Source organism: Micromonospora sp. NPDC050795 (assembly GCF_044456785.1).
Lineage (GTDB): Bacteria > Actinomycetota > Actinomycetes > Mycobacteriales > Micromonosporaceae > Micromonospora.
Genome location: NZ_JBITGE010000049.1, coordinates 15,651 through 40,482, shown reverse-complemented (window position 1 = coordinate 40,482; position 24,832 = coordinate 15,651). Strand labels below are relative to the sequence as shown.

Genomic DNA, 24,832 nt, shown 5'->3' with positions numbered 1-24,832 from the left:
TCGCCACCCATTTCCAGGCCACCCTCGACCTGGTCGAAACCCTTGACTGGCTACGCGCCGTCCCCGACCACCAAGATCTACGAGACAGAACCTAGCCGGAGCCGAGCGCGGCGGCGACGGCGGCGACGCCGGCCTCGATCTCGGTGGGAGTACGGGCCGCGTAGCCGAGCACGAGGCCGGGCCGGTACGGCCGCTGGCAGTGCCAGGACAGGGGTTGCACCTTCACCCCGAGTGCCAGCGTCGCCGCCGCCAACTCGGTGTCGACGACGGTGTCGTCCAGCGTGATCATCAGGTGCAGCCCGGCGGCGGCGCCGTGCACGGTCGCCGACGGCAACGCGCGGGCCAGCGCGGCGATCATGGCGTCCCGCCGGCGGATGTGTCGTCGGCGCAGCAGCCGCAGATGCCGTTCGAAGGCGCCGGAGGTCATCAACTCCGCCAGCACCAGTTGCGGTAGCACGGCGTTGCCCAGGTCGGCGTTGCGCTTGGCGGCCACCACGGCGTCGCGCAGCCGCGCTGGCACGAGCAGCCAGCCGACCCGCAGGGCGGGGGCGAGCAGTTTGGACACGCTGCCGGCGTAGCAGACCTGCTCGGGCAACAGGCCCCGCAGCGCCGGCACCGGAGGGCGGTCGTAGCGGTGCTCGGCGTCGTAGTCGTCCTCGATGATCAATCCGCCGGCCCGCGCCCAGGCGACGAGTTGGCGGCGGCGGTCACCGTCGAGCACCACGCCGGTCGGGAACTGGTGCGCGGGGGTGAGCATCACCGCCGGTACGCCGCTGGCGGTCAACTCGTCGACCCGCAGCCCGGCGTCGTCCACGCTGATCGGCGGGGTGTCCATCCGCCAGTTGTTCAGGTGCTGGCGCACCCCGAGCGAGCCCGGGTCCTCGACGGCGATCCTGGCGACACCGGCAGCGGGGAGCGCCTGGGCGAGCAGCCCGAGCGCCTGGGAGACGCCGGCCACGATGATCACTTCGGCGGGATCGACGCTGATGCCGCGGTTGCGGGCCAGCCAGGCGGCGACGGCCTGTCGCAGCACGGGCGTGCCGCAGGGGTCTCCGTAGCCGAGGTCGGCCGCGGCGAGGCGGCGCAGCACGCTCCGTTCGGCACGCAGCCAGTCCGCGCGGGGAAAGGCGGCCAGATCGGGTACGCCGGGCGTCAGGTCGATTGAGGCGTGCGCCGCGCGTAACGCCTCGAAGATGTCGGTGCCCGGCGCCGGCGGGAAGGGCGTGACCGGTGCCGGCGCGGCGGTCGCTGTGGGTGTGGGCGCGGCCGGCGCGGCGACGACGACAGTGCCGGCCCGGCCCCGGCCGGCGATGTGCCCCTCCTCGGTCAGGCGCTGGTACGCCTCGGTGACCACGCCCCGGGAGACACCGAGGTCGGCGGCGAGGACCCGGGTCGGCGGCAGCCGGTCACCGACCGGCACCCGCCCCTCGGCGATGGCCTGCCGCAGCCGGTCGGTCAGCCAGTCGGCGCGCCCGCCCGGCGTCGCCTCGGTGATGGTCAGGTGCAGGAAGTCGGAGCCGGCCGATATGGACCTCTCGGACGCAGTCGGTTTGGCTCTGCCCATCGGACCATTGTGGCAGCAGAGTGAGGAGGAGCCAGACCTGCCGACTCCGCCGGAGGACGACCGTGACCATCCCGTTCCTGATCACCACGCTGATCGTGGTGGTCACCCCCGGCACCGGGGTGATCTTCACGCTCTCCGCCGGCCTGTCGCGGGGTGCGCGGGCCGGGGTGCTGGCCGCGTTCGCCTGCACCCTGGGAACGTTGCCGCACCTGCTCGCCGCGATGACCGGGCTGGCCGCGCTGATGCAGACCAGCGCCGTGGCGTTCGAGACCGTCCGCTATCTCGGCGTCGGCTACCTGCTCTACCTGGCCTGGTCCATGGCGCGCGACCGTGACGCCTTCGCGGTGACCACCGACGCCGCACCCCGCTCGGCGATCCGGGTGATCGTCTCCGGCGTCCTGGTCAACCTGCTCAACCCGAAGCCGACGATGTTCTTCGTCGCGTTCCTGCCGCAGTTCGTGGACACCACGGCACCCGGCTCGACCCGGGCGATGCTCGGCTGCGGCGCGGTGTTCATGCTGCTCACGATGGTGGTGTTCAGCGGCTACGGCATCTTCGCGGCCCGGGTCCGCGACCGGGTGCTGACCCGCCCCCGGGTCACCGACTGGCTGCGCCGATCCGCCGCCGGCAGCTTCGTCGCGCTCGGCGTGACCCTCGCCCTCACCGAACGATAGGAGCACAGTGCAGTTCGAACATTCTCCTCGGCTTCGCGACGCGTACCCCGATCTGGTCGCCGGCGTGGTGCAGGTCGCCGGGATCACCGCCACCGCCGACGTGGCGGCACGCACGGCCGCCCATCTCGGCGAGGCGCGCCGGCGGTTGGCCGGTGGGGCCGAGAGCGGGTTCCCGGAGATCCAGGCGTGGCGGCGGGCGTACGCGGCGATGGGGCTGCGGCCCACCAAGTACCGGTGCGCCTCCGAAGCGCTGCTGCGTCGGCTGCGCCTCGACGGCGAACTGCCCCGGGTGCACCCGCTCGTCGATCTCTGCAACGCCGTCTCGGCCGCGTACGCCATCCCGGTCGCGGCGCTCGACCTGGACCGGGTCGACGGTGACCTGGTGGTCCGGCCGGCACACGGGAACGAGGCGTACCTGAGCTTCGCGGGCGACACCGAGCATCCCGACCCGGGCGAGGTGACCTTCGTCGACTCCGCCGGCCGGGCACACGCCCGACGGTGGACCAACCGGCAGAGCGGCTGGTCGGCCGTGCGGGCCGGCACCTCGTCGGTGCTGATCGTCGCCGAGGCGCTGCACCCGGGCGGCGAGCGGGCCGTGACCCGGCTGGTCGCCGACCTCGTGACAGGGCTGACCGAGGTGTGGTCCGCCCCGACGACCGCCGCGGTGCTGACCGCCGCCGCGCCGCGTTTCCGCACCCCGGCGGCGGATGACGACCGGGGTCAGGCGGTGTCGCCGGGCAGCAGGTGACGGTAGCCGGGGATCGTCTCGGCGAACCAACCCGCGACACTGGCCAGACCACGGTCGTTGAGCTGCGCGTCGTGGATCGGGTACGCCGCCGCCGCGCCCACGGCGCCGGCGAAGCGGATCGCCTCGTCAAGGCGCAGCCAGGACCCCTGGGCCGGGACGAGCAGGGTGCGCACCGGCTCGTCCGGCACGTGCAGCGCGTCGCCGGGGTGGTAGAGCCCGTCGCCGATCAGGTACCCGAGGTTGGGGCAGTCCGGCTGGCCCCCATAAATGGTGGCGTGCCGGCCGCCGTGGGCGCTGACCTCGATGCCGGCCGCGGTGAAGCGTTGCCCGGCACGGACCCGGGTCACCGGTAGCGGCGCGACATCCGACAGCTGAGCACCCTCCGGGGCGTACACGGGGACGCCCCGGAGGGCCAGACGCGCCACGTCCACGTGGTCGGTGTGTTCGTGGGTGACCAGCACCGCGTCCGCGCCGACCAGCGCGTGCGGCTCACTCCACGTCCCCGGGTCGACGACAAGCACCCCGCCGTCGTGCTCGACGCGCACACACGAGTGGGTGAACCGGGTGATCCGCATCAGCCGACCGTACGCCGCCACGCTGGCGGTCGACCTGAGTGGCACCGGCGGGCCGTCAGCGCATCCGTGCGGCCGACGCCCGGAGGATGTAGACGAACTGCGCACCGAACGCCACCACCGCGACCAGCACCCCGACCAGCACCGTCGAACCGCCCCCGGCACCGACGGTCGAGGCCACCAGGGCGATGCCGAGCCCGCTCAGGACGGCGTTGACCGCGCCCACGAGGGCGGCCGTGGTCAGCAGGAACTCCCACCGCCCGGGACGCGTGCCGACCAGGTTCCAGGCCGTGCTCATGGCGTCGTCGGCCCCCACCGCGTCGGCGAAGAAGTCGTGCTCGCCGGCGAGCTGATGGTGGTAGTAGGCCCGGATGCGCTGGATCCGCAGCAGGTCCAACGAATTCTCCACGGTGGTCTCCACCAGGCGCAGAAACGTCAGCATCCCGATGATGACCAGCGTCGGCAGCACCGCGGCCAGGTACGGCCGGACCAGCCTGTCGTTGCTGGCGACGAAGCCGAGGCCGATCAGCGCCGCCGACAGGACGGACAGGAAGATGGTGGCGCGACCGGTGGCCTCGGCGATGGTGGCGGCGCGGGACGTCTGCAACGCGTAGTGCTCGGTGGTCAGGACGGTGAGAAGCGCCTGCTCGCGTTCGCTCTCGTCCACCCCGCCACCCTCCGTGGTCGCACGACTCCGTTACCGTCAGCCTATGAGCGGTGGATCGGGTCCGAGCGGCGAAATGCTCGGGTGGGCTGGTCGCGGCGGGCGGCAACGACGGGCCTTCGTCGTCGGTGGGGCACTCTTCGCGATCGCCGTCGTCATGCTGCTGGCCGCCTGGCGCAGCACCGGCTTCCTCAGTGACCTGCTGCTCAACCTCGGGGCCAGCGTGGTCCTCGCGGCCATCTCGTACGTCATCTTCGACCCGTTGTTCGAGGAGGCCCGCAAGGCGCGGGTGCAGGAGCACCTCAGCTTCGACCAGCAGGCGTTCGTGACACGGCTGCACCGCTCCGGGCGTCGGGTGCGCATCCTCGACACCTGGACGATCCTGTTGGAGCAACGGCACCGGGAGGAGACGCTGAGCGCGGTGCGAGCGGCGCTCGCCAACGGCGCCGAGGTGCAGTTGCTCCTGCTCGACCCCGACTGCACCGCCGCCCAGCAACGCTCCGAGGAGCTGGAACGGCAACGGGTGGACGTGCCCCGGCAGATCCGCACCAACCTGCGCCACCTGGCCGCGTTCGCCGACGCGCTCGACTCGCGGCTGCGCCACCGCCTTCAGGTCCGGCTCTACGACGCGTCTCCGTCGATCCAGCTCTACCAGTGGGACGGGCGTGCGCTGATCTCGTTCTTCCCGATCGGGAAGTTGTCGTTCAACGTGCCGCAGCTCGAGGTGGACATGGACAGCCCGTGGGGCGGGTTCGTGCACGCCCGGTTCGAGGAGCTGTGGGAGCACGAGCAGGCCACCCTCGACCTGGAGCGGTACTGGTCGGTCATGGTCACGCTGCGCCACGACGAGTCGGACGTGGTCGAGGTACGCGTGCCGTTCGTGACGGTGGACGGGCAGCACTACGTCGACTGCCGGGGGTTCCGGGTGACCGGGCCGCTGACGGTGCGAGCCGTGCTGCCGCCCCGCGCGCCCGGGGCGACGCCCGGCGTGTTCGCCCTGGCCGAGCCCGCCGACGGGGACCGCACCCCGGTCGCCGTCGTGAAACGGCACTTCGACCAGAAGTACGGACACGACGACGGCGAGCGCGACGTCCGCCGGCTCGTGCCGCCACCGGGCGATGCCCGTACCCCGGCCCCCCGCCCCGCGACGGCCGGTGACACGCACGCACGGTGACCCCCGACCGGCCGATGGGTTCGACACAGGAAACAATGGTGGTCCACCCTGATCGCCAGGAGGACCGTCGGCGTGCCGCACCGCACCGCACCGCCGTCCGGGGCGGCGCAGCTACGCGCCGACTGCGGACGCTGCTTCGGGCTGTGCTGCGTGGTGCCCGCCTTCGCCGCGTCGGCGGACTTCGCCATCGACAAGCCGGCCGGCTCGCCCTGCCCCAATCTGCGCCCCGACCACCGCTGCGGCATCCACACGGAGCTGCGGCAGCGTGGTTTTCCCGGTTGCACGGTGTTCGACTGCTTCGGCGCCGGGCAGCAGGTCGCCCAGGTGACCTTTTCCGGGCGGGACTGGCGGGACGCGCCGGAGACGTTGCCGGCGATGGCGGAGGCGTTCGCGGTGCTGCGACCGCTGCACGAACTGCTCTGGTACCTCACCGAGGCGGTGGCGCTACGCCCGCCGGCCGACCTGCGCGCCGAACTGGAACGCGCCCGCGCCGAGACGCTGGCGCTCACCGAGGGTGACCTGGCACGGCTTCGCGCGGTGGACGTCTCCGGCCACCGGATGCGGGTCAACCCGCTGCTGTCCCGGGCCGGCGACGTGGCCCGCGCCCCCGGCGGCGCCGATCGGCGGGGCGCGCAGCTGCTCGGGGTGGACCTGCGCCGCGTCGACCTCCGCCGGGCCAACCTGCGCGGGGCGCTGCTCATCGGCGCCGACCTGCGCGGAGCGGACCTCGGCCTGGCCGACATCACCGGCGCGGACCTGCGCGGCGCCGACCTGCGGGGCACGGACCTGCGGCGCACGCTCTTCCTGCACCAGACCCAGCTGGACGCCGCCCGGGGTGACACCCACACGGGGCTGCCGCCGACGCTCACCCGACCGGCGCACTGGACGGCGCTGCCGCTCACCCCGGTCCGTCAGCCCGCCCGGTCTCCCGCACCCGCCCGTCGGGGCCGGCGTCGCTGACCGCGAGGGGGTTTCGGCCGGGACGACGCCGGGTAGCCAGCGCCGACGCGAACCGGCATCGACGGGGGGCACGGCGTGGGCTACCGAAAGCGCGACGGTGAGCTGCCGGGCGACCCGCAGCACAGTGAGGACGAAGCCGGCCAGGTGCCACTGGTGCAGGTCGAGGCGGACACCGAGGTCCCCGCACCGTCGGACACCGACGTCCGACCGGACATCGTGACCGAGCCCGACAACTCGGGCGTCGCCGGTGGTTCATCCGGCAGCAGCGGCGGCGGTTCCAGCATGCCGGGGCACCCCGACGCGGCTCGCTGATCCCGGATCAGCGGCTGGTCAGCGCGCCCCGGGCCTCGGTCATGCCCTTGTTGGCCAGCCTGTCGGCCCGCTCGTTCTCCGGATGGCCGTTGTGCCCCTTGACCCACAGCCAGGTGACCTCGTGCCGTTCGCAGGCCGCCTCCAGCCGCTGCCACAGGTCGGCGTTCTTCACCGGCTGCTTCGCGGCGGTCCGCCAACCGTTGCGCTTCCACGACGCCAGCCAACTGGTGATGCCGTTGCGCACGTACGTGCTGTCGCTGTGCAGCTCCACGGTGACCGGCCGGTTCAGGCTCTCCAACGCCTGGATGGCCGCCATCAGCTCCATCCGGTTGTTGGTGGTGGGCGTGGCCTCACCGCCGCACAGCTCCCGCTCGTGATCGCCGTAGCGCAGCAGCGCACCCCAACCACCCGGACCGGGGTTGCCACTGCACGCCCCGTCGGTCCAGATCTGCACGCCCCTGCCGGCCGCCGCGTCCACCATGCCCGGCAACCTACCGGGAGCGGACGTCGTCCTCCGGGCTCGGGGGGCCGGCGCGCCGAGCTGTCGGCGTCGAACCCACCACCGCGGGTGGGATGGCCGGCGCCGGCCGGGTGGGGCGCAGCCGGTCGCGGACCCGGTCCGCGGCGTCGCCGGCGGTCGCGGCGATCATCGGCAACAGCCGGGTCGAATTCATGATGGCGACCTCCTCGGCCGGAGTGGTGCCGCCGTCGAGGAAGCGCAGCACCCGCTCGGCCGGGTTGCGGTCGAAGAGCCGATCGAAGAACTCAGGACCACCCACCCCGCCCCGGTCCAGCGCGCGCAGCGCCACCGCGTCCATCCAGCGGTGCCGCCGCGGGTACGCCGGCTCGGGCACGGGCGCGCCGCCCGCGGCGAGGGCGCGGGCCACCTGGTCGGCCTGGCGGTACATGGCGGAGAAGGTGAAGCCGGTGGAGGGGCGGGTCGCGCCACCGGCCGTGCCGAGCCGGACCACGCGGGGGGTGGGTCGGGCGGGGAACGGCGCGTCGGTCATCGGGATCACCCCGTTCTCCACCTCGCGCACCCGCAGCCCGGTCGGGTCCAGTCCGAGCAGATCCCGGTAGCCGGCCAGCGCCGCGTCGTACCCGGCGTCGGTGAGCAGGTCCGGCGAGAACTCGGTGTACTCGACCAGGGCGTAGCGGTCGCTCACCGGCAGCACGTATCCGAAGGAGACGCCCCGGGTCGGCTGCGGGGTACGGAAGTCCATCAGCACCGCACGGGTCGGGTCGAACACCGGCCGGTCAGCCTCCAGCCACCACCCCCGGAAGTGCTGCAACCAGGTGGTTCGCCCCGCTCGCGCCGGCGGGCGGGGGCGCGAGTCGAGCACCCAGCCGGCCCGGACGCCGCGCCCGTCGCCGGTGCCCACCAGCACCCGGTCGCCGTCGTCGCGCACCGTCTCGGCGGGCGCGACGATCCGGATGGCGTCGAGGCGACGCTCGGCATCGGCAGCCCGGTCGTAGACCGGGCCGGAGCGGAGCATGGCGTACCGCAGCGGGGTGAGGTCCAGGACGCGGCGTCGCGCCGCCGTCGCCACCTCGACCTGCTGCCAGCTGGCGCTGAGCAACGGGTCCAGGTCGCCGTCGGGGTGACCCCAGAACGCCCAGGTGCGGTCCTGACCGCGTCGGCGTACCGGGTCGACGATGGCGACCCGCAGATCCCGGACGCCGTGGCGGTCCAGTGCGGCGAGCAGCAACGACGCGGCGCCGCCGCCACCGAGCAGCGCGAGGTCGACGTCGAGCGGCGCGGAGGCGGTCACCCGCACCACGCTGCCACACCGACGCGCGCCACCGCGGGCAGGTTGACAGGCAACCCGTTGGTTGCCTAACTTGACAAGCAACCGAATGCTTGCCTGTTGGGGGAGGGTCCATGGACGACGCGTTCCGGGCGCTGGCCGACCCCAGCAGGCGTCGACTGCTCGACCGGCTCAACGAGCGCAACGGCCAGACCCTGCGGGAGCTGTGCGACGGGCTGGCCGGCACCCGACAGGCCGTCAGCAAGCACCTGTCGGTGCTGGAGGCGGCCGATCTCGTCTCGACCGTGCGGCGCGGCCGGGAGAAGCTGCACTACCTCAACGCCGCCCCGATCAACGCCATCGCCGACCGGTGGCTCAGCCGCTACGACCGCGAACGCGCCGCCACGCTGGCCGACCTGACCACCGTATTGGAGCGACAAGCCATGGAGAGCCCGACCTTCGTCTACACCACCTACGTGACCACCACCGCGCAGCGACTGTGGTCCGCGCTCACCGAACCGGCGTTCACCCGTCGCTACTGGGGTGGAGTCGCGCTGGTCTCGGACTGGCAGGTCGGGTCACCCGTGCTGTGGCAGGACGCACCGGACGTCGCGCCGCGCGACCTCGGCCAGCGGGTGCTCGTCGCCGAGCCGTACCGTCGTCTCTCCTACGGCTGGCACGGCTTCCAACCCGAGCACGCCGAGCACTTCGGCTGGTCCGACGAGGAGCTGGCCGCGCGGCTCGGTGAGCGCCGCTCGAAGGTGACCTTCGAGATCGAGCCGCACAGCGGGTCGACCGTCCGGTTGACCGTCATCCACGACGACTTCTCCCCCGACAGCGAGATGCACCGGGCGATCAGCGGCCAACTCGACGGCAGCGGCGGCTGGCCGGAGCTGCTGGCCAGCCTCAAGACCCTGCTGGAGACCGGCGAGCCGATGCCCGACCCGAGCCCGGCCCGCTGACCCGAGGGCGCACCACCCGACGGGTGCATTTCCGCCGTCTCCGGCAATACCTCGCCATCGGCCCAGCGACGACAGCCCGACCGGATGGACATCGATCGGAGCACCGGTGCCGGTCGGGCCGTCCGGGCCTTTCGGCAGCTCTCCCCGCCTTCGGGTGGACACGTGACGGCAACGAGGATTTCTCATTTTCACCTGATCGAGGACCCAACCCACCTAGTGTTGGGCACACCGGTGCTAGTCACGGAGTTGGCCACCCGAACGACGTCCCACGCAGTCAGCGGACGAAAAGTGAGGGAAGACGCGTATGAAGGTCTCAACAGCACTCTGCTCGGCGGCGCTCGGCGTGGGCCTCGGCACGCTCCTGCTGCCAGGCGCCGCACTGGCCGACACCACGGTGTCACCGGCCACCACCCCGGTCGGTGGGACCGTCGTGCTCACCGCGACGACCTGCAACCCGAAGTCGGGTGACGCCCTCTTCCGGGTCACCGGCCCCAACCGCGACCAGAACGTCCGATCCACCACGGCCGCCGCCGGCGGCGGGCTGAGCGCCGAACTTTTCACCGCCGGATTCACCCTGGGCACGTACACGGTGGCGGCGACCTGCGGCGACGGCAGCTCGGCCGGCACCGCCACCTTCGCCGTCACCCCGATCGGCGGCGCGCCGGCCGGCTCCGGCGGCGACAACCGTGACACCGGCGCTCTCGCCGCCGGCGGCACGCTGCTCGGCACCGCCCTCGCCGGCGCGGTGATCCTGATCCGCCGGCGCCGTCCGGTGTCCACTGTCGCCTGATCGGCGGCCGTTCCATCCCTGAGACGGGTGCCCGCGCCGGTGACACCGGCGCGGGCACCCCGACAATCCGGTACGGAGGTGCACACGTGCGGTGGCGGCGGACACTACCGGCAGTGGTGGCCCTGCTCGGTGTGACCGGGCTCGGGCTGATCACCGTCGGCCTCGCCGCCGACCCGGCGCGGCCACCACGACCGTCGGCCGACGCGCCGACCCGCACCCACCCCGCACCGGACCTGGCTCCGCTGCCACCCGCCGCGCCGGTCCGGGTGCAGATCCCCGCCATCGACGTACGCGCCGACATCGTCCCCGTCGGCGCTGACGCCGCCGGGGTGCTGGAGGTGCCACCACTGGACCGGCCCACCCTCGCCGGCTGGTACCGGCACGGGGTCAGCCCCGGTGAGACCGGCAACGCCGTCCTGGTCGGACACGTCGACGCGCCGTCCGGGCCGGCGGTCTTCTTCGACCTCGGTCGGCTCCGCGCCGGGCAGCAGGTGCAGGTCACCCGCGCCGACGCACGGGTCGCCACCTTCACAGTGGACGACGTGCGGGCGTACCCGAAGGAGCACTTCCCCACCGCCCTGGTCTACGGCCCGGCGGACGCCGCCGGGCTGCGCCTGATCACCTGCGGCGGCCGGTTCGACGCGACGACCGGCAACTACGTCGACAACGTCGTCGTCTTCGCCACCCGCACCGCCTGAACCGGGCCACCCGCACCGCCGGAACCGGCGCTACCCGCACCGCCGGAACCGGACCGCCTGCCCGGGCCGCCCACGCCGCCCACGCCGCCTCCCCGCTGTCGGGAGCCGGACCCTCGTCGGCAGAATGCGGTGGCACCATCCCTGATCGGGACGGTACGCCGGCGACGGGGAGGCACGCGGTGGATCAGCGACCGGTACGGGACCGGACCGGTCGAGGCGTACGCGCCCTGGCCCGTCGACTGCTCGGGCGGGTCGAGGGCGACTCCCCCAACCTCCGCCGGTCCAACCCGGACGCCGTGGTCGACTGCGCCGTCTACGTCAAGGGCCGCCGGGAACCCGGTCAACCGCACTACGCCGACGCGTACGCCCGGGCGCGGCACGGCCGCGACGCCTTCGTGTGGCTGGGACTGCACGATCCCGGCCCGGCGGTGCTCGCCGCAGTCGGCCAGACCTTCGGCCTCGACGAACTGACTGTCGAACAGGCGCTCGCCGACGGGCACCGGCCCACCGTGCAGCGCCACGGGCCAGTCACGCTGCTGGTCCTGCGCACCGCCGGGTACGTGGAGCACGACGAGCTGACCGAGACCTCCGAGGTGATCGACACCGGGGACGTCATGGTGCTGCTCGGTGACCGCTTCGCCATCACGGTGCGGCACGGTGCCGCCGGAGCGCTGCGCAGCGTTCGCGCCGACATCGAGCGCCGCCCCGCGCTGCTGGCCGCCGGCCCGTGGGCGGTGGCGTACGCGGTCTGCGCCCGCATGGTCGACTCCTACCTGGAGGTGGCCGGCCACGTGGAGCGGGACCTGGAGCGGGTCGAGGAGGCGGTGTTCGCCCGCGACCGCGCCGTCGACATCCAGCACATCTACCAGCTCAAACGGGAGGTGGTGGAGTTCAAGCGGGCGGTCCTGCCGTTGCAGGGGCCGATGCGTACGCTGCTCGAACCCGACGGCCCGCCGCGCGTCCTGCACCGCTGGTTCGTCGACGTCGACGGCCGGCTGAGCCGGGCGGTGGACCGGGTGGCCGCGTACGACGACCTGCTCACCTCGATCGTCCAGTCGCGGCTGGCGCAGCTCGCCGTCGAGCAGAACAACGACATGCGCAAGATCGCCGCCTGGGCGGCCATCGCGGCCACCCAGACCGGCATCGCCGGCATCTACGGCATGAACTTCGACCACATGCCCGAGCTGGCCTGGCGCTACGGCTACGCCGGGGCCCTCGCCCTGATGGCGGCGGCGGCCCTGTTCCTGTACCGGCTGTTCCGCCGCTCCGGCTGGCTGTGAGGTCGGTGGTCCGCCCCGCGCCGCGCCCGCGCCGCGCCGCGCCCGCCGATCTTGCACTTTGCGTTGCTGATACGCGCCTTTTATCTCTTATGTCGCCACAGAAAGTGCAAGATCGCGGGGGTGGGCGCGGGGATGGGTGTGGGGTGTGGGGAGGGGTGGGGGTGCTTGGGGCAGGATGGCGACGTGGGTAAGGGTGCGGGACGTCGGCGGGCGAACGCGACAACGGGACGGGTGTGCCCGTGCGGTTCCGGCCGGGCGTACACGGACTGCTGCGCGCCGGCGCACGGCGGCGACGCCCCGGCGACGGCCGAGGCGTTGATGCGCTCCCGGTTCAGCGCCTTCGCCCTCGGCGACTCGGGTTACCTGCTGCGCAGCTGGCATTCCTCGACCCGGCCCGCCTCCCTGGAGCTTGACGCGGGGCAGCGGTGGACCCGACTGGAGATCGTGGAGACCGAGCGGGGCGGCCTGCTCGACACCGCCGGCACGGTGACCTTCCACGCCCACTACCGGGACGCGGGCCGGCCCGGCACGTTGACCGAACACAGCCGGTTCGTCCGCGAGGACGGCCGGTGGGTCTACCTCGACGGTGACCAACCCTGACGGCTGTGCGTCCGCACCGCCACCGCGCAGCTTCCGGGCCGACTGGGCCGGGGCCGACCAGGATCATCGTCGGCGGCAACGCTCTCGGCGAGTCGAAGGCCCGGGTCGACGTCCTGCGCGAGAAGCTGACCGGAGCCGAGCAGGCCGCGGAGCTGAAGGCGTGCGCAAGGTGTTGCTCGAACGGACGGAGACCACCGATGACCATGACATTCATCAACCTGCCGGTGCGCGACCTGACCACCGCGACCGAGTTCTACCGGGCGATCGGCTTCACCAGCGACCAGGCCCAGCCGGACGGCGACAGCACCGTGCTCACCATCTCCGACACCACCCGGCTGGTGCTGCACCGCCGCTCGGGTTTCGAGGCGTACACCGGTGTCGCCGCCACGGACACGGCGACCAGCCGGGAGGTGATCGTCGGGCTGTCGGCGTCGAGCCGGGGGCAGGTCGACGAACTCGTCGACCGGGCGGCCGTCGCCGGTGGGGAGTCGCTCGGGCCGGGAATGGCCAACGGACCGATGTACATGCGTGGCTTCCGGGACCCCGACGGGCACCAGTGGTCGTTCCTGCACATGGCCGGCTGAGCGTGCGGCCCGGCGGCGGCCCGCTGAGGCCGCCGCCGGGCCCCGGTCAGTCCGGGCCGCCCGGCACAGCCGCGGCCACGACGGTGGGCACTGTCGTCCGGTGCCGGCGGCGGGTCAGCAGCACCAGCGCCACCACGAGGTACGCCCCGGCGGTCAGCGCGAACGCCACCGCGTTGCCGGCCGCCGTGGCGAGCAGCCCGTAGCCGGCATACGTCACGATGATCAGCACGTCCGTGGCCATCCCGGCCAGGGAGGTGACGGTGGCCCGGCTGCTGCCGACGATGCGGGCCTGGAGCCGCGCGTCGGCCAGCACGGTGGCCAACTGCGCGGCGCCGAACGCCACCGCGAGCAGCACGAACCCCGCCGGGTGCCGCAGCAGGGCGCCTCCGGCCAGCGCGACGCCGACCAGCCCCAACAACGCGGCGTAACCTCGGCTGCCCAGCCGCTCCCCCGCCGGGGCGAGCAGCCCACCGACTGTGACTCCGGCCCAGAGCAGCAGGAGCAGCAGGGGTACGGCCTGCGCCCCGACGCCGGTGTCCAGGGCGAGCAGCGGGGTGTACTCGTCCAGGGCACCCCAGTCGGCGGCGACCACGGCCACCAGCAGCACGGCGGCCCGTACCGGCGGACGGTTGCGAACCTGCGACACCCCGGCCCGCAGTGTGTCCCACCACCCCAGGTCACCATCATCGTCCGGGCTCACGGGCTCGTCCTGGCGGGGTGGTGCGGCACCCACGGGCTGGACGGCCGAGGACGGCTCGGCGACCGGAACGCCGACGGCGGCGGGCGCGGGGTGTTCCGGGAAGCGGGTGGCGACGATCGTGGCGAGCAGGCAGGCCAGCACGCTGGCCGCCCCGACCATCGGGTACCCACCAGCGGCGAGCACCGGGCCGGCGAGCACTCCGGAGACCACCACCCCGAGCACGCCGGCCGTCCGCGCCCGCCCGAGCACCCGGGCGTACCGGTCGACAGCGCCGAGCCGGTCCAACTCGGTCCAGACCAACGCCTCCAGCGCACCGGAGACCAGTGCGCCACCAGCACCCCAGAGCAAAAAGCCCACAGCGAAGGCCGGGTACGACGGCAGCAGCACCCAGAGCGCGAAACCGGCGGCGGCCACCAGCGGGGCGAGGCACAGCAGCAGTCGGCGGGACACCACGTCGGCCCAGGCGCCGGAGGGCACCTCGAACAGGATTCCGGCGGCGGACCAGATGACGAAGAGCGACGCGATCTGCCCCACCGACAGCCCGGTGTCGGCGAAGAACACCACGTACAGGGGGTAGAGCAGGACCAGGTCACTGAGGAACGCGTACCCGTAGAGGGTCGCCGTCAGCCGACGGACCGCCGGCTCGGGCACGCGCGAAGCGATGAGGGTCATGGGGCCTTCCCGTGGGAGTGGAGACGGACACCGGACGTGCGGTGCCCGTGGTGGCCCACGGGATCGGCCGACGCTGCTGGATCAATGTCGCCAGGTCATGCCCGCGATGCTAGACAACCGGCGCGGCCTCGGCCAGCGCTTTCGGCGCGCCGAGGAGCACGAACCGGGCCGGGTGGGCGGGCGGGGCGGGGCGGACAACGAGGCGGGGCGGGACCGAATCGGTCCCGCCCCGCCGCCGTACCGCTGATGTCAGCGCCGGTCGACCGGCGGAATGACGGTGGTGGCCTCGCTGTCGTCGCTGGTGCGCTGCCCGGGCACCGCACGATCGGTGCCGCCCGTGACCACCTGGGTGGTGTCGGGGTCGACGCCGGTGCCCACCACCTGCGTGACGTCCGAATCGGCCGAGCCGCTGACCACCTGGGTCGTGTCGTCGGTCGCCGAGGGCCGGGCCGGCATCGGCGTCGGGTCGTCGGCGGCGCTGCGGTTGACCACCTGGGTGGCGTCGGAGCTGACCGGGAAGTGGACGACCTGGGTGGCCTCCGGGTCGGTGGGCCGAGTCACCACCTGGGTGGCGTCGGCGTCGGTGGGCCGGGTCACCACCTGGGTGGCCTCCGCGTCGCTGGTGGTGGCCGACCGACGGGCCAGCTCGGCCTCGGCGTCGCGGCGACCGGCCCGGTACGCCTGGGCGTGCTCGGCGATCAGCTGCGACTCCCGCTCGGCGCGGGTCAGCCACGACTCCCAACGGCTCTGCATCGGGCGGATCAGACCGCCGCCGACACCGACGACGAGGATGCCGCCGATCGTGGCCAGCACGGCGATCAGCACGGGAGTGGTGACGGCGGTGGCCACGCCGATCTGGTTCAGCGCCGCGATGACGCCGAGGCCGAGGATGAACACCGAGGCGATGGTGGCCAGCACCCGGCCGTACGACAGGCCGCCGAGCGCGCCGCTGATGATGTCCTTGACCGCGTTGGCGATGGCGGCGGCGACCACGACGATGACGATCGCGACGAAGGCGCGGGGCAGCCACGCGATCACCGCGCCGAGAAGGTCGGAGATCGGGTTCGGGCCCCAGATGCCGAAGGCGAGCTGAAGGGTGAACAGCAGCAGCGCGTAGTAGACGAGCTTCGCGACGATGTCACTGGCGTCGTACCGGGAGCGGCTCAACGCGCGGCGGATGCCGCCGCGTTCGACGGCGCGGTCGAAGCCCACCCGTTCGAGGACCTTTTCCACGATCTTCAGTACGGCCTTGGCGATCAGCCATCCGGCCACCAGGATCGCCAGAAAGGCGACGGCCTTGGGCAGGAAGAGCATCACCGAGCGGAGAGCGTCGCCCACCGCGTCGCTGACGTTGTCACTCATCTGGTCATTCCTTAAATGGGGCAGCCGGAACGGTCCGCCCCGACCTACCCCCGAACCGACACGCGGAAACACAAGTGATCATCAGGCCTGTCGGCCCTCTAGCGCGCGGACGAGTCTTGGCAATATTCTCCGGAGTGCGTGCGGCCACTGGAGCTACTTTTCATCCCCCCGCCGTCGGCCGCAGGAGGAGATGCAATGCACGTCGACCATTCCGAAGTGGATCGCCGGACGCTGCTGCGGGCCGGTCTCGGCGCCGCCACGGTCGCCGTCGTCGGGAGCGAACTCGCCTTCCCGGGCGCGGCGCAGGCCGCGCCGGGCACCGACCTGGACTGGATCATCAGCTGTGACGAGTGGGCCGCCCGCCCGCCGAAGGACCCGCTGTCGGTGAGCGCCATCGCCACCAACAAGATCATCGTGCACCACATGGCGTTCCCGAACGTCACCGACTACTCCCGTGAACAGGCGGTCAGGCTGGCCCACGACTGCCAGGACCTGCACATGGACGGCAACGGCTGGTCGGACACCGGCCAGCACTTCACAGTGAGCCGTGGCGGGTACGTGCTGGAGGGCCGCCGGGGCAGCCTGGAGCGCCTCGAAGCCGGCGACCGGCAGATGATCTCGGCACACTGTCCGGGTGAGAACGGCCGGGCCATCGGCATCGAGAACGAGGGCACCTACGTCACCGAGACGCCACCGGAGGCGTTGACCGACTCGCTGGTCAAGCTCTGCGTCGCGATCTGCCGGCAGTACGGACTGCACGCGTACGACATCTTCGGCCACTGGGACTTCCGCACCACCGAGTGCCCGGGCGCCGCCTTCTACCGACAGTTCCCCGAGCTACGGCGGCGGGTGCACGCCGCGCTGGGCACCAAACTCGGTGACGTGCCGGCGCGCCGCTGGCCGGACCTGTGGCGTTTCGTCAACTCCCCCTCGGTGCGGGTGGTGCAGCACCTGCTCGCCTACCGGGGCTACCCGGTGATCGTCAGCGGCACGTTCGACGCCGCGACCGTGGCGGCGGTGCAGGACTGGCAGGCCCGCAACGGCATCGCGGTCGACGTGGACGCCACCCTCACCACGCCGACCTGGGAGACGCTCGCGCCGGAGTTGGACCAGCACGCCGCCGGAGCGCCGGTCACCGCCGTGCAGGAGATCCTCGCCACCAAGGGGTACGCGGTCACCGTCACCGGGGCGTACGACCACGCCACCCGCACGGCGGTGCAGGACCTGCAGGCGCTGCACGGGCTGCCCCGCAACGGCAAGCTCAGTACGAGCACGTGGTGCACTGTCGTCGGCGGATCGGTCCGCGAGTCGTTCCGGCACCGCTGAGCCCGTGGTGGCGGTGCGGGGGCGCACCCGCACCGCCACCAGCCCGCTCACCGGTTTGATCCGCCGCCCCGGCGGAAAGAGTTGCGGCATGACCTGGGCCCGTCGAGCCGTACCCGCCGTCGCCGCCGCCGTCGCGGCACTCGCCGCGCGGGATCTGATCCAGCGCGACCACGCGCTGCTGCGCAACTTCCCGGTCCTCGGCCGGGCCCGCTACCTGTTGGAGACGATCGGGCCGGAGCTTCGGCAGTACATCGTGGCCGGCAACAACGAGGAACGGCCCTTCACCCGCGACCAGCGCCGCTGGGTGTACGCGTCGGCCAAGCAGGAGAACAACTACTTCGGTTTCGGCACCGACAACGACATCGAATACACCGCCGGGTACCCGATCATCAAGCACCGCACGTTCGGCCGTGCCGTGCCGCCGTCGGCACCGACCGCCGGGCACGACGTACGGGTGCCCTGCGCGAAGGTGCTCGGCGCGGCACGGGGACGGAGCCGGGCGTTCCGACCGGAGTCGGTCGTCAACATCTCCGGGATGAGCTTCGGCTCGCTCTCCGGCAACGCCATCACCGCGCTCAACAAGGGAGCGGCGCTCGCCGGCTGCCTGCAGAACACCGGCGAGGGCGGCCTGTCGCCGTACCACCGCAACGGTGGTGAGCTGGTCTTCCAACTCGGCACCGCGTACTTCGGCTGCCGGGACGAGCACGGCCGGTTCAGCCTCGACCGGCTGAAGGACCTGGTCGCCGGCGCACCGGTGCGGGCGCTGGAGATCAAGCTGAGCCAGGGCGCCAAGCCGAGCCTCGGTGGGCTGCTGCCCGGGGCGAAGGTGTCCGCCGAGATCGCCGCCACCCGGGGCATCCCGGCCGGTCAGGACTGCGTCAGCCCGTCCCGGCACGCCGAGTTCTCCGACTGCGACAGCCTGCTCGACTGGGTGGAGTTGCTGGCCGCCGAGACGGGCCTGCCGGTCGGCATCAAGTCGGCGGTCGGTGACCTGAGCTTCTGGGAGGAGCTGGCCACCCTCATGCGGGACACCGGCCGGGGTGTGGACTTCGTGACGATCGACGGCGGCGAGGGAGGCACCGGGGCCGCACCACTGATCTTCACCGACTCGGTGTCGCTCCCGTTCCAGCAGGGCTTCTCCCGGGTCTACACGATCTTCGCCGAGTACGGTCTGCACGAGCAGGTGGTCTTCGTCGGCGGCGGCAAGCTCGGCCTGCCGGACAACGCCATCGTCGCGTTCGCGCTCGGCTGCGACATGGTCAACGTCGGCAGGGAGGCGATGCTGGCGGTCGGCTGCATTCAGGCACAGAAGTGCCACACCGACACCTGCCCCACCGGCGTCGCCACCCAGAACGCGTGGCTCGCCCGTGGGCTGGACCCGGCGTTGAAGTCGGTCCGGGCGGCCAACTACCTGCGGACGCTACGCCGGGACCTGACCAGGGTCGCCGAGGCCTGCGGCGTCGAACATCCCGGCCTGATCGGCACCGACGCCGTGGAGATCCTGGACGGCCGCACCGCCTCAACCCCACTGCACGAGGTGTACGGCTACCGACCGGAATGGGGACTGCCCTCGCAAGCCGACCAGGCCGAGATCATCCGGCTGATGGTCCCGGAGGCACCCCAGGGCGGCAGCGCCCCGCCCTCCGCCACTGCCGTCGGTTGAGATCACGGCCAACGGCCGGCGAGAGCCACAGGCGCGGAGCAGAGAAGTACCGGGCCCGGGATCGCGCGGATCGCGGATCGCGGATCGCGGATCGCGGATCGCGGATCGCGGATCGCGGATCGCGGATCGCGATGAGCTTGATGACTGGGGGACATCTTGATGACTCACAGACATCAACGTTTCCCCGCGATGTCCGCGAGTGCCGCCCGCCAGCCAACGCGACCGCCACCCACCATGACCGCCAGCCAACGCGACCGCCACGCACCACGACCGCCACCCACCGCGACCGCCAGGCACGACGATCGCCGCCAGATCGGTGCCGGCGATAATCGCGTGGAGCCGGAAACTCACCGCGTCTATGGTGGCGCGGTGCTGATCAGACGCGAGACACCCGCCGACGTCGACGCGATTCGCGCGGTGCACTCCGCGGCCTTCGCCAAGGCCGATGGCGCTGACGGCGTACCGGTCGAGGCGACCCTCGTCGACAGGCTGCGCGCCGACGAGGGTTGGCTGCCCGCGTACTCCCTGGTGGCGACCGATTCGGACGGCCAGATTGTCGGGCACGTGGTGGCCACCCGCGGCCGGGTGGGCGGCGCGCCGGTGGCGTTGGGCCTGGGGCCGCTGGGCGTGTTGCCCGACTGGCAGCGGCGCGGTGTTGGCAGCGCGCTGATGCACGCGGTCCTTGGCGCTGCGGACGCGCGGGACGAACCGCTGGTGGTCCTGCTCGGGCATCCCGACTACTATCCGCGCTTCGGGTTCCGGCCGGCCGTCGAGCTGGGCGTCACCCCGCCGCAGCCGTGGGGGCCGCAGTACTTCATGGCTCGGCCGATGCACGCGTGGCGCGAGTCCATCCGGGGCGAGTTCCGCTACGCCGGCCCGTTCGACGACCTGTGAACCGACCCGCTATCCGTCGGCGGCGCGCCACCGACCTGGACGGCTGCGTCGCGGCGCTCGCCGAGGTCCACCAGCTCGACGGGTACCCGCTGAACTGGCCCGTCGACCCGCACCGCTGGCTGCGCGAGCCGCACCCGGCGCGGGCCTGGGTCGCCGTCGACGCCGACGCGGCCGTTGTCGGACACGTCGCTGTGCATCGGATCCCCGGTCAGGTGGACGGGCCGCCCGGCCGGCCGACGGCGGAGGTGGCTCGTCTCTTCGTGGTGCCGAGAGCCCGAGGGTTGGCGCTGGGCAGCGCGCTGCTGGACCGGGCCCGCCAGTGGGCGGGCAAACGCGGGACGGACCTGGTGCTCGAGTTGGCCGCCGACGGCGCTGCGGCCGCCGCTCTGTACGAGCGCGCGGGATGGCGGTGCGTCGGCACCAGTACGGCACCATGGACCGCTCCCGACGGCGGGCCGGTGTCGCTGCGCCACTACACGCTGCGGCACCGCACGTCGGGCTCCGACGTCGCACCCGCCAGCACGGCGAGGCGACGGGCGAGCCGGCCCGCGGCCTCGCGTAGCTCGGGAGGCTCCAGCACCTCCATCTCGTGATCCAGGCGGGCGAGGTGCGCGGCGAGCCAGTCCAGGCTGTCGCCGCCGACGACCAGCACCGACCATCCGTCGCTGTCATCCTCGACCCGCCCCACCTGTGGGGGGACCACCTCCCGCAACCGCTCCGGTTGGGCGTGCACCCGCACCCGGGCGAGGTATCGGTACGGTGCCCCGGTCACGGCGCGCTGCACGAAGGCGACCGGATCCGGGTGTCCGCGCGCCGGGAAACGCCAGGTCGTCGCTACCGCAGCCCGGATCCGATCCAGCCGGAACGTCCGCCAGTCGGCGCGGTCGACGTCCCAGGCCATCAGATACCAGCGGCGGCCGGTCGTGACCATCCGGATCGGCTCGACCGTCCGCTCCTGCTCAGCAGCGCCCCGGCCCGGATAGTGGAATCGGACGCGGACCCCGTCACGACAGGCGCGGGCGAGTGTCACCAGCAGTTCCGCGTCAATCTCGGCGACCGGGCCGATGAGGGTGTCGGTGGCACCGTGCACCGCCCGGACCTCGGCGCGGAGCCGCGATGGCATCACCTGATCGAGCTTCGCGAGTGCCCGCAGCGCGGCCTCACTCGCCCCGGCGACAGTACCCCCGGCGGCGAGCCGCAGGGACACCGCCGTGGCGATCACCTCCTCGTCGTCGAGGAGCAGCGGCGGCAGCCGGGTGCCGGCACCGAGTCGGTAGCCGCCGCCGACGCCCGACACCGCGTGCACCGGGTAGCCGAGCACCCGCAGACGCTGCACGTCGCGGCGCACGCAACGGCCGGTGACCCCCAGCTCCGCGGCGAGTTCGGCAGCCGTCCAGGACAGTCGTCGTTGCAGCAACGCCAGCAGGCGCAGCACCCGCTCGGTCGTCGCCTCGACGGTCACGCGTCGATCGTTGCACGGATAGCGGAACAACCCTGTCCGCTATCCGCGAGAGGCTGGGACCATGACCGACCAGACCAGGAAGCAGGGATCCGCCGTGATCCGCGACGTCCAGATCACGTTCGACTGCGCCGACCCGGCGAGGTTGGCCACCTTCTGGGCTGAGACGCTCGGCTACCAGGTACAGGCCCCACCCGGAGACTTCGAGTCCTGGGATCAGGCGCTGGAGGCGATGGGTGTGCCGCCGGAGAACCGCAACGACGCGTCAGCGGTGGTCGACCCGGAGGGCTCGCGACCACGGCTGTTCTTTCAGCGAGTGCCGGAGCACAAGCAGGTGAAGAACCGCGTCCACCTCGACGTCCGCGCGGCCCCCGGGCTGGAGGGTGACGAGCGGATGGCCGCCCTGGAGGCCGAGGCCGAACGGCTCGTCTCGCACGGCGCGAGGCGACTCGATCGGCACGAGCCCACTCCCCCGTTGGGCGCCGGTCATCTCATCATGGCCGACCCGGAGGGCAACGAGTTCTGCCTCGACTGACGGGGCGTCTGCCCAGCTCACTGCCGCACCGGGCCGGCGTCATGCGAACATGTGTACGTGTCGCCCGGCGCCAGCATCCTGCATGCCGACCTGGACGCGTTCTACGCGTCGGTCGAGCAGCGCGACGACCCGCGCCTGCGCGGGCGGCCGGTGATCGTCGGTGGTGGCGTGGTGCTCGCGGCCAGCTACGAGGCGAAGGCGCGGGGCGTCCGCAGCGCGATGGGCGGCCAGCAGGCACGTCGGCTCTGTCCGGACGCGATCGTCGTGCCGCCGCGGATGTCGGCGTACACGGCGGCGAGCCGCGCGGTCTTCGAGATCTTCCGGGACACCACACCGCTGGTCGAAGGGCTCTCCATCGACGAGGCGTTTCTCGACGTGGGGGGTCTGCGGCGGCTGGTCGGGCCACCGGCCGAGATCGCCGAACGACTACGCCGGGAGGTCCGCGACCGGGTCCACCTGCCGATCACCGTGGGGGTGGCCCGCACGAAGTTCCTGGCCAAGGTGGCCAGCGGCGTAGCGAAACCGGACGGCTTGCTGGTGGTCGCACCGGACGCCGAGCTGGCCTTCCTGCACCCGCTGCCGGTGGAACGGCTCTGGGGCGTCGGCCCGGTCACGGCCGCCAAGCTGCGCGAACGCCGGATCCGTACCGTCGGGGAGGTGGCCCGCCTCGGGGAGGCGGCGCTGGTGTCGCTGCTCGGTGCGGGCGCCGGCCGGCACCTGCATGCGTTGGCGCACAATCGCGACCCCCGGGCGGTGCAGGTGGGGCGGCGGCGCGGTTCGATGGGCGCGCAACACGCGCTCAGTCGCGCCCCGCACGCCTCCACGGAGCTGGACGCCATCCTCGCCGGCCTGGTCGACCGGGTCAGCCGGCGGATGCGGGCGGCCGGGCGGTCCGGCCGCACTGTGGTGTTGCGGCTGCGCTTCGGCGACTACACCCGGGCGACCCGCTCGCACACGGTGCGTAAGGCGACGGCGGACACGACGCCGCTACTCGCCGCCGCGCGTGCGCTACTGCGCGCGGCGCTGCCCGAGATCGATCGCCGTGGGATCACGTTGATCGGTGTCTCCGTGGGCAACCTCGACGACAACCCGGTCCAGCCCGAGCTGCCGTTCCAGCCGGACTCCGGGTCCGATCTGGACAGTGCGGTCGACGCGGTCCGCGACCGGTTCGGATCAGCGGCGCTCACGCGTGCGGTGTTGCTCGGGCGGGAGCCGGGCGTGGAGATGCCGCTTCTGCCGGACTGACCGATAAGCGTGCGGCGTCCGCGGCCGAGCTGCGATCAGAGACACATCACAGCAGGTCGGCGGTTTAGCCGGCGGCTGACGGGTGACCCTTGTGGGGTACAGCCTGACGAGGGGGGCCACCATGTCCGACGACACCAGCAACCGACCGAGTCGCACCGCCGAGCGCCCGCACGACGTGACCGACCCGCTGCTGTGGCAGTTGGCGATCGATGTGTTGAGCGCACACGAGCCGGACGACGAGGGCCAGTGCCGCAACCTCCAGTGCGCCGGGCAGTCCTGGCCGTGCGCGCCCCGCACCGGGGCCGAGCACTCGCTGCGACTGGCGCGCGGCGCCTCCGCCTCGGTCGGGGGGACCATCGACGGAACCGACAGCGACGACGTCGGCACGGATGGGCGTCGCGAGGCGGCGGTACCGGTCCCCCGCTGGGGCTGGAACGCCGGCCCGGCGGCGTCGCACCGGGGGTCGAAGGCGTCCGCTTCGGCGGCATGACCCCGACCCGCGTACCGAACCGCACCCGCGGGAACGCTCGGCCGGTGATCCGGCCGAGCGTTCGCAATTGACGTTCGTGCAGGAAATCGTAGATCGATGGTCGCGATGCTTCGGGCACACGGGGTCGACCCCGGTAGCCCATCCTCAGGAGGAAAGCATGTCGATCCATCGAAGCAACCTCGGCCGCCGCAGCGCCACCGCCATTCTGGCGACCGTACTCGCCAGCGCCGGCCTGGCCCTGGCCGCGCCGACAGCCGCGCAGGCCGCCACCACCTGCACCAGCCTGACCTACTACAAGGTCGGTGGTTACCCGGGTGAGATGCACGTGCCAACCGTCGGCTGGCAGGACCGCAACAAGACCTGCTACCTGAAGTACGGCAACTCCAACAGCGCGGTCAAGGTGTTACAGGAGGCGCTGAACAACTGCTACTCGCAGTCGCTGCGGCTCGACGGCCAGTACGGCACCAACACCCGCAACGCCGTCTTGTACGCACAGCGCGTGATCAACGACACCTGGTCGTGGGCGGACATCGCCGAGGACGGCGAGTACGGCCCGCAGACCCGGGCGTGGATGGGCTTCGCGACCTTCGGGGTCAACGGTGGTCCGGTCATCCCGAACGTCTGCTACTACCCGGGCTGACCCGCACGACGGCGCCGGTCGGAATCCAACGGGGATTCCGACCGGCGCCGTCGTGGCGTCTCCGACTCCTCTTCCCCACCGGAGACTCCCGCCCTCAGCAGACCCGTACAGCCTCGATGCGCAGGTTCCAGGTGCCGCCGATCGCGGCCGAGTCGTACGCCAGGTTCGCCCGATAGCCGTAGGCGTGCTGGTAGCCGAGGAGCCCGGTGGCGTTGGCGTTGTCCCAGAAGGTGGAGACGGTGCCGGAAGCCCGGTTGTTCTTGATCGACTGGGCCCTGTTGCGGAAGTACGAGGGCAGCGTGACGTCGTTACAGCCGTTGTACGGCCCGTCGAGGTAAAACACGTCACCGGAGAAGTTCGTACCGGCATAGAGGCAGAGCAGGTTCGTGGGGCACGGGTAGCTGGCGGCTTGGGCCGGGCTCGGGGCGACGCCGAGCCCGGCGGTCACGGCAACCGTGGCAAGCAGGGCGGACGTGAGCCTTCGCCGAATATTTCGCACGTGAGTGACCTCCGGGT

At 72.4% G+C, this 24,832-nt stretch carries 27 protein-coding genes and 1 pseudogene; 19 read left to right on the top strand and 9 right to left on the bottom strand.

Annotated features, from left to right (window positions below; translation table 11 throughout):
- Window positions 1–91 precede the first annotated feature (91 nt).
- Window positions 92–1,564, bottom strand: a complete 1,473-nt coding sequence (locus ACIBEF_RS29770; protein WP_396796642.1) for a PLP-dependent aminotransferase family protein — start codon at window positions 1,562–1,564, stop codon at window positions 92–94.
- A gap of 62 nt (window positions 1,565–1,626) precedes the next feature.
- Here ACIBEF_RS29770 and ACIBEF_RS29765 point away from each other — a divergent pair, with 62 nt between their 5' ends.
- Together ACIBEF_RS29765 and ACIBEF_RS29760 are read left to right on the top strand one after the other, a co-directional pair.
- Window positions 1,627–2,238, top strand: a complete 612-nt coding sequence (locus ACIBEF_RS29765) for a LysE family translocator (RefSeq protein WP_396796641.1) — start codon at window positions 1,627–1,629, stop codon at window positions 2,236–2,238.
- A gap of 7 nt (window positions 2,239–2,245) precedes the next feature.
- The gene (locus tag ACIBEF_RS29760) at window positions 2,246–2,986 is read left to right on the top strand and encodes a B3/4 domain-containing protein (protein ID WP_396796639.1); all 741 of its coding nucleotides are present in this window, start codon (window positions 2,246–2,248) and stop codon (window positions 2,984–2,986) included.
- Here the strand turns inward: ACIBEF_RS29760 and ACIBEF_RS29755 are convergent.
- Entirely contained in the window at window positions 2,959–3,561 is a 603-nt protein-coding gene (locus ACIBEF_RS29755; RefSeq protein ID WP_396796638.1) for an MBL fold metallo-hydrolase, read from the bottom strand. The genes ACIBEF_RS29760 and ACIBEF_RS29755 overlap by 28 nt on opposite strands.
- A gap of 55 nt (window positions 3,562–3,616) precedes the next feature.
- On the bottom strand, window positions 3,617–4,225 hold the full coding sequence (locus ACIBEF_RS29750; RefSeq protein WP_396796637.1) for a hypothetical protein: 609 nt from the start codon (window positions 4,223–4,225) through the stop codon (window positions 3,617–3,619).
- A gap of 43 nt (window positions 4,226–4,268) precedes the next feature.
- Here ACIBEF_RS29750 and ACIBEF_RS29745 point away from each other — a divergent pair, with 43 nt between their 5' ends.
- The 3 genes from ACIBEF_RS29745 to ACIBEF_RS29735 all read left to right on the top strand — a co-directional run bounded on the left by ACIBEF_RS29745 (window position 4,269) and on the right by ACIBEF_RS29735 (window position 6,668).
- Window positions 4,269–5,396 (top strand): DUF5919 domain-containing protein, encoded by a 1,128-nt coding sequence (locus tag ACIBEF_RS29745; protein ID WP_396796636.1) that lies wholly within the window; start codon window positions 4,269–4,271, stop codon window positions 5,394–5,396.
- A 72-nt stretch (window positions 5,397–5,468) separates the two neighbouring features.
- A complete protein-coding gene (locus ACIBEF_RS29740; RefSeq protein ID WP_396796635.1) occupies window positions 5,469–6,356 on the top strand; it encodes a pentapeptide repeat-containing protein in 888 nt (295 codons plus the stop codon).
- 75 nt (window positions 6,357–6,431) lie between these two features.
- On the top strand, window positions 6,432–6,668 hold the full coding sequence (locus ACIBEF_RS29735) for a preprotein translocase YidC (RefSeq protein ID WP_396796634.1): 237 nt from the start codon (window positions 6,432–6,434) through the stop codon (window positions 6,666–6,668).
- 7 nt (window positions 6,669–6,675) lie between these two features.
- Here ACIBEF_RS29735 and rnhA read toward each other — a convergent pair whose 3' ends face one another.
- Complete coding sequence (gene rnhA, locus ACIBEF_RS29730) at window positions 6,676–7,149, bottom strand: ribonuclease HI (RefSeq protein WP_396796633.1); 474 nt, start codon at window positions 7,147–7,149, stop codon at window positions 6,676–6,678.
- Window positions 7,150–7,159: 10 nt separating this feature from the next.
- Window positions 7,160–8,440, bottom strand: a complete 1,281-nt coding sequence (locus tag ACIBEF_RS29725) for a lycopene cyclase family protein (RefSeq protein ID WP_396796632.1) — start codon at window positions 8,438–8,440, stop codon at window positions 7,160–7,162.
- Window positions 8,441–8,550: 110 nt separating this feature from the next.
- On the opposite strand from ACIBEF_RS29725, the gene ACIBEF_RS29720 reads away from it, so the two are divergent.
- From ACIBEF_RS29720 to ACIBEF_RS29695, 6 genes are all read left to right on the top strand, one after another.
- Complete coding sequence (locus ACIBEF_RS29720) at window positions 8,551–9,378, top strand: ArsR/SmtB family transcription factor (RefSeq protein WP_396796630.1); 828 nt, start codon at window positions 8,551–8,553, stop codon at window positions 9,376–9,378.
- A gap of 304 nt (window positions 9,379–9,682) precedes the next feature.
- The gene (locus ACIBEF_RS29715) at window positions 9,683–10,168 is read left to right on the top strand and encodes a hypothetical protein (protein WP_091406610.1); all 486 of its coding nucleotides are present in this window, start codon (window positions 9,683–9,685) and stop codon (window positions 10,166–10,168) included.
- A gap of 86 nt (window positions 10,169–10,254) precedes the next feature.
- Window positions 10,255–10,866, top strand: a complete 612-nt coding sequence (locus ACIBEF_RS29710) for a class F sortase (RefSeq protein WP_396796628.1) — start codon at window positions 10,255–10,257, stop codon at window positions 10,864–10,866.
- 179 nt (window positions 10,867–11,045) lie between these two features.
- Window positions 11,046–12,146, top strand: coding sequence for a magnesium and cobalt transport protein CorA (locus tag ACIBEF_RS29705; RefSeq protein ID WP_396796627.1), 1,101 nt, complete (start codon window positions 11,046–11,048; stop codon window positions 12,144–12,146).
- 183 nt (window positions 12,147–12,329) lie between these two features.
- Window positions 12,330–12,746: a YchJ family metal-binding protein gene (locus tag ACIBEF_RS29700; RefSeq protein WP_396796626.1), complete on the top strand. Its 417-nt coding sequence runs from the start codon at window positions 12,330–12,332 to the stop codon at window positions 12,744–12,746.
- Between the two features lie 197 nt (window positions 12,747–12,943).
- Window positions 12,944–13,330 carry a VOC family protein gene (locus ACIBEF_RS29695; protein ID WP_396796625.1) on the top strand — a complete coding sequence of 129 codons (387 nt, stop codon included), beginning with the start codon at window positions 12,944–12,946 and terminating at the stop codon, window positions 13,328–13,330.
- A 46-nt stretch (window positions 13,331–13,376) separates the two neighbouring features.
- Here the strand turns inward: ACIBEF_RS29695 and ACIBEF_RS29690 are convergent, their stop codons facing one another.
- Window positions 13,377–14,702: an MFS transporter gene (locus ACIBEF_RS29690; protein WP_396796623.1), complete on the bottom strand. Its 1,326-nt coding sequence runs from the start codon at window positions 14,700–14,702 to the stop codon at window positions 13,377–13,379.
- Between the two features lie 249 nt (window positions 14,703–14,951).
- Window positions 14,952–16,064 carry a hypothetical protein gene (locus ACIBEF_RS29685; protein WP_396796622.1) on the bottom strand — a complete coding sequence of 371 codons (1,113 nt, stop codon included), beginning with the start codon at window positions 16,062–16,064 and terminating at the stop codon, window positions 14,952–14,954.
- Between the two features lie 216 nt (window positions 16,065–16,280).
- Between ACIBEF_RS29685 and ACIBEF_RS29680 the strand changes: the two genes are divergently transcribed.
- From ACIBEF_RS29680 to ACIBEF_RS29665, 4 genes and pseudogenes are all read left to right on the top strand, one after another.
- Window positions 16,281–17,390 carry a peptidoglycan-binding protein gene (locus ACIBEF_RS29680; RefSeq protein WP_396796621.1) on the top strand — a complete coding sequence of 370 codons (1,110 nt, stop codon included), beginning with the start codon at window positions 16,281–16,283 and terminating at the stop codon, window positions 17,388–17,390.
- Window positions 17,391–17,478: 88 nt separating this feature from the next.
- A complete protein-coding gene (locus tag ACIBEF_RS29675) occupies window positions 17,479–19,053 on the top strand; it encodes an FMN-binding glutamate synthase family protein (RefSeq protein ID WP_396796620.1) in 1,575 nt (524 codons plus the stop codon).
- 369 nt (window positions 19,054–19,422) lie between these two features.
- Window positions 19,423–19,947: a GNAT family N-acetyltransferase gene (locus ACIBEF_RS29670; RefSeq protein ID WP_396796619.1), complete on the top strand. Its 525-nt coding sequence runs from the start codon at window positions 19,423–19,425 to the stop codon at window positions 19,945–19,947.
- A pseudogene (locus tag ACIBEF_RS29665) lies at window positions 19,851–20,345 on the top strand (GNAT family N-acetyltransferase); the annotation flags it as partial. The gene ACIBEF_RS29670 and the pseudogene ACIBEF_RS29665, both read left to right, overlap by 97 nt.
- Window positions 20,346–20,419: 74 nt before the next feature.
- Here ACIBEF_RS29665 and ACIBEF_RS29660 read toward each other — a convergent pair.
- On the bottom strand, window positions 20,420–21,409 hold the full coding sequence (locus ACIBEF_RS29660) for a helix-turn-helix transcriptional regulator (RefSeq protein ID WP_396796617.1): 990 nt from the start codon (window positions 21,407–21,409) through the stop codon (window positions 20,420–20,422).
- A gap of 61 nt (window positions 21,410–21,470) precedes the next feature.
- Between ACIBEF_RS29660 and ACIBEF_RS29655 the strand changes: the two genes are divergently transcribed.
- The 4 genes from ACIBEF_RS29655 to ACIBEF_RS29640 all read left to right on the top strand — a co-directional run bounded on the left by ACIBEF_RS29655 (window position 21,471) and on the right by ACIBEF_RS29640 (window position 24,316).
- Window positions 21,471–21,941 carry a VOC family protein gene (locus ACIBEF_RS29655; RefSeq protein WP_396796615.1) on the top strand — a complete coding sequence of 157 codons (471 nt, stop codon included), beginning with the start codon at window positions 21,471–21,473 and terminating at the stop codon, window positions 21,939–21,941.
- 57 nt (window positions 21,942–21,998) lie between these two features.
- Window positions 21,999–23,186, top strand: coding sequence for a DNA polymerase IV (dinB, locus tag ACIBEF_RS29650; RefSeq protein WP_396796613.1), 1,188 nt, complete (start codon window positions 21,999–22,001; stop codon window positions 23,184–23,186).
- Between the two features lie 121 nt (window positions 23,187–23,307).
- The gene (locus ACIBEF_RS29645; protein ID WP_396796611.1) at window positions 23,308–23,676 is read left to right on the top strand and encodes a hypothetical protein; all 369 of its coding nucleotides are present in this window, start codon (window positions 23,308–23,310) and stop codon (window positions 23,674–23,676) included.
- A gap of 157 nt (window positions 23,677–23,833) precedes the next feature.
- A complete protein-coding gene (locus tag ACIBEF_RS29640) occupies window positions 23,834–24,316 on the top strand; it encodes a peptidoglycan-binding protein (RefSeq protein ID WP_396796610.1) in 483 nt (160 codons plus the stop codon).
- Between the two features lie 94 nt (window positions 24,317–24,410).
- Here ACIBEF_RS29640 and ACIBEF_RS29635 read toward each other — a convergent pair whose 3' ends face one another.
- A complete protein-coding gene (locus ACIBEF_RS29635; protein ID WP_396796609.1) occupies window positions 24,411–24,764 on the bottom strand; it encodes a peptidase inhibitor family I36 protein in 354 nt (117 codons plus the stop codon).
- Between the last annotated feature and the right edge of the window lie 68 nt (window positions 24,765–24,832).

What these genes read in the sequence shown, in the direction of transcription:
- ACIBEF_RS29770 (WP_396796642.1), bottom strand. Translation starts at nt 1,564, where the DNA reads ATGGGCAGAGCCAAACCGACTGCGTCCGAGAGGTCCATATCGGCCGGC.
- ACIBEF_RS29755 (WP_396796638.1), bottom strand. Translation starts at nt 3,561, where the DNA reads ATGCGGATCACCCGGTTCACCCACTCGTGTGTGCGCGTCGAGCACGAC.
- ACIBEF_RS29745 (WP_396796636.1), top strand. Translation starts at nt 4,269, where the DNA reads ATGAGCGGTGGATCGGGTCCGAGCGGCGAAATGCTCGGGTGGGCTGGT.
- rnhA (WP_396796633.1), bottom strand. Translation starts at nt 7,149, where the DNA reads ATGGTGGACGCGGCGGCCGGCAGGGGCGTGCAGATCTGGACCGACGGG.
- ACIBEF_RS29720 (WP_396796630.1), top strand. Translation starts at nt 8,551, where the DNA reads ATGGACGACGCGTTCCGGGCGCTGGCCGACCCCAGCAGGCGTCGACTG.
- ACIBEF_RS29715 (WP_091406610.1), top strand. Translation starts at nt 9,683, where the DNA reads ATGAAGGTCTCAACAGCACTCTGCTCGGCGGCGCTCGGCGTGGGCCTC.
- ACIBEF_RS29695 (WP_396796625.1), top strand. Translation starts at nt 12,944, where the DNA reads ATGACCATGACATTCATCAACCTGCCGGTGCGCGACCTGACCACCGCG.
- ACIBEF_RS29690 (WP_396796623.1), bottom strand. Translation starts at nt 14,702, where the DNA reads ATGACCCTCATCGCTTCGCGCGTGCCCGAGCCGGCGGTCCGTCGGCTG.
- ACIBEF_RS29685 (WP_396796622.1), bottom strand. Translation starts at nt 16,064, where the DNA reads ATGAGTGACAACGTCAGCGACGCGGTGGGCGACGCTCTCCGCTCGGTG.
- ACIBEF_RS29675 (WP_396796620.1), top strand. Translation starts at nt 17,479, where the DNA reads ATGACCTGGGCCCGTCGAGCCGTACCCGCCGTCGCCGCCGCCGTCGCG.
- ACIBEF_RS29655 (WP_396796615.1), top strand. Translation starts at nt 21,471, where the DNA reads ATGACCGACCAGACCAGGAAGCAGGGATCCGCCGTGATCCGCGACGTC.
- ACIBEF_RS29645 (WP_396796611.1), top strand. Translation starts at nt 23,308, where the DNA reads ATGTCCGACGACACCAGCAACCGACCGAGTCGCACCGCCGAGCGCCCG.
- ACIBEF_RS29640 (WP_396796610.1), top strand. Translation starts at nt 23,834, where the DNA reads ATGTCGATCCATCGAAGCAACCTCGGCCGCCGCAGCGCCACCGCCATT.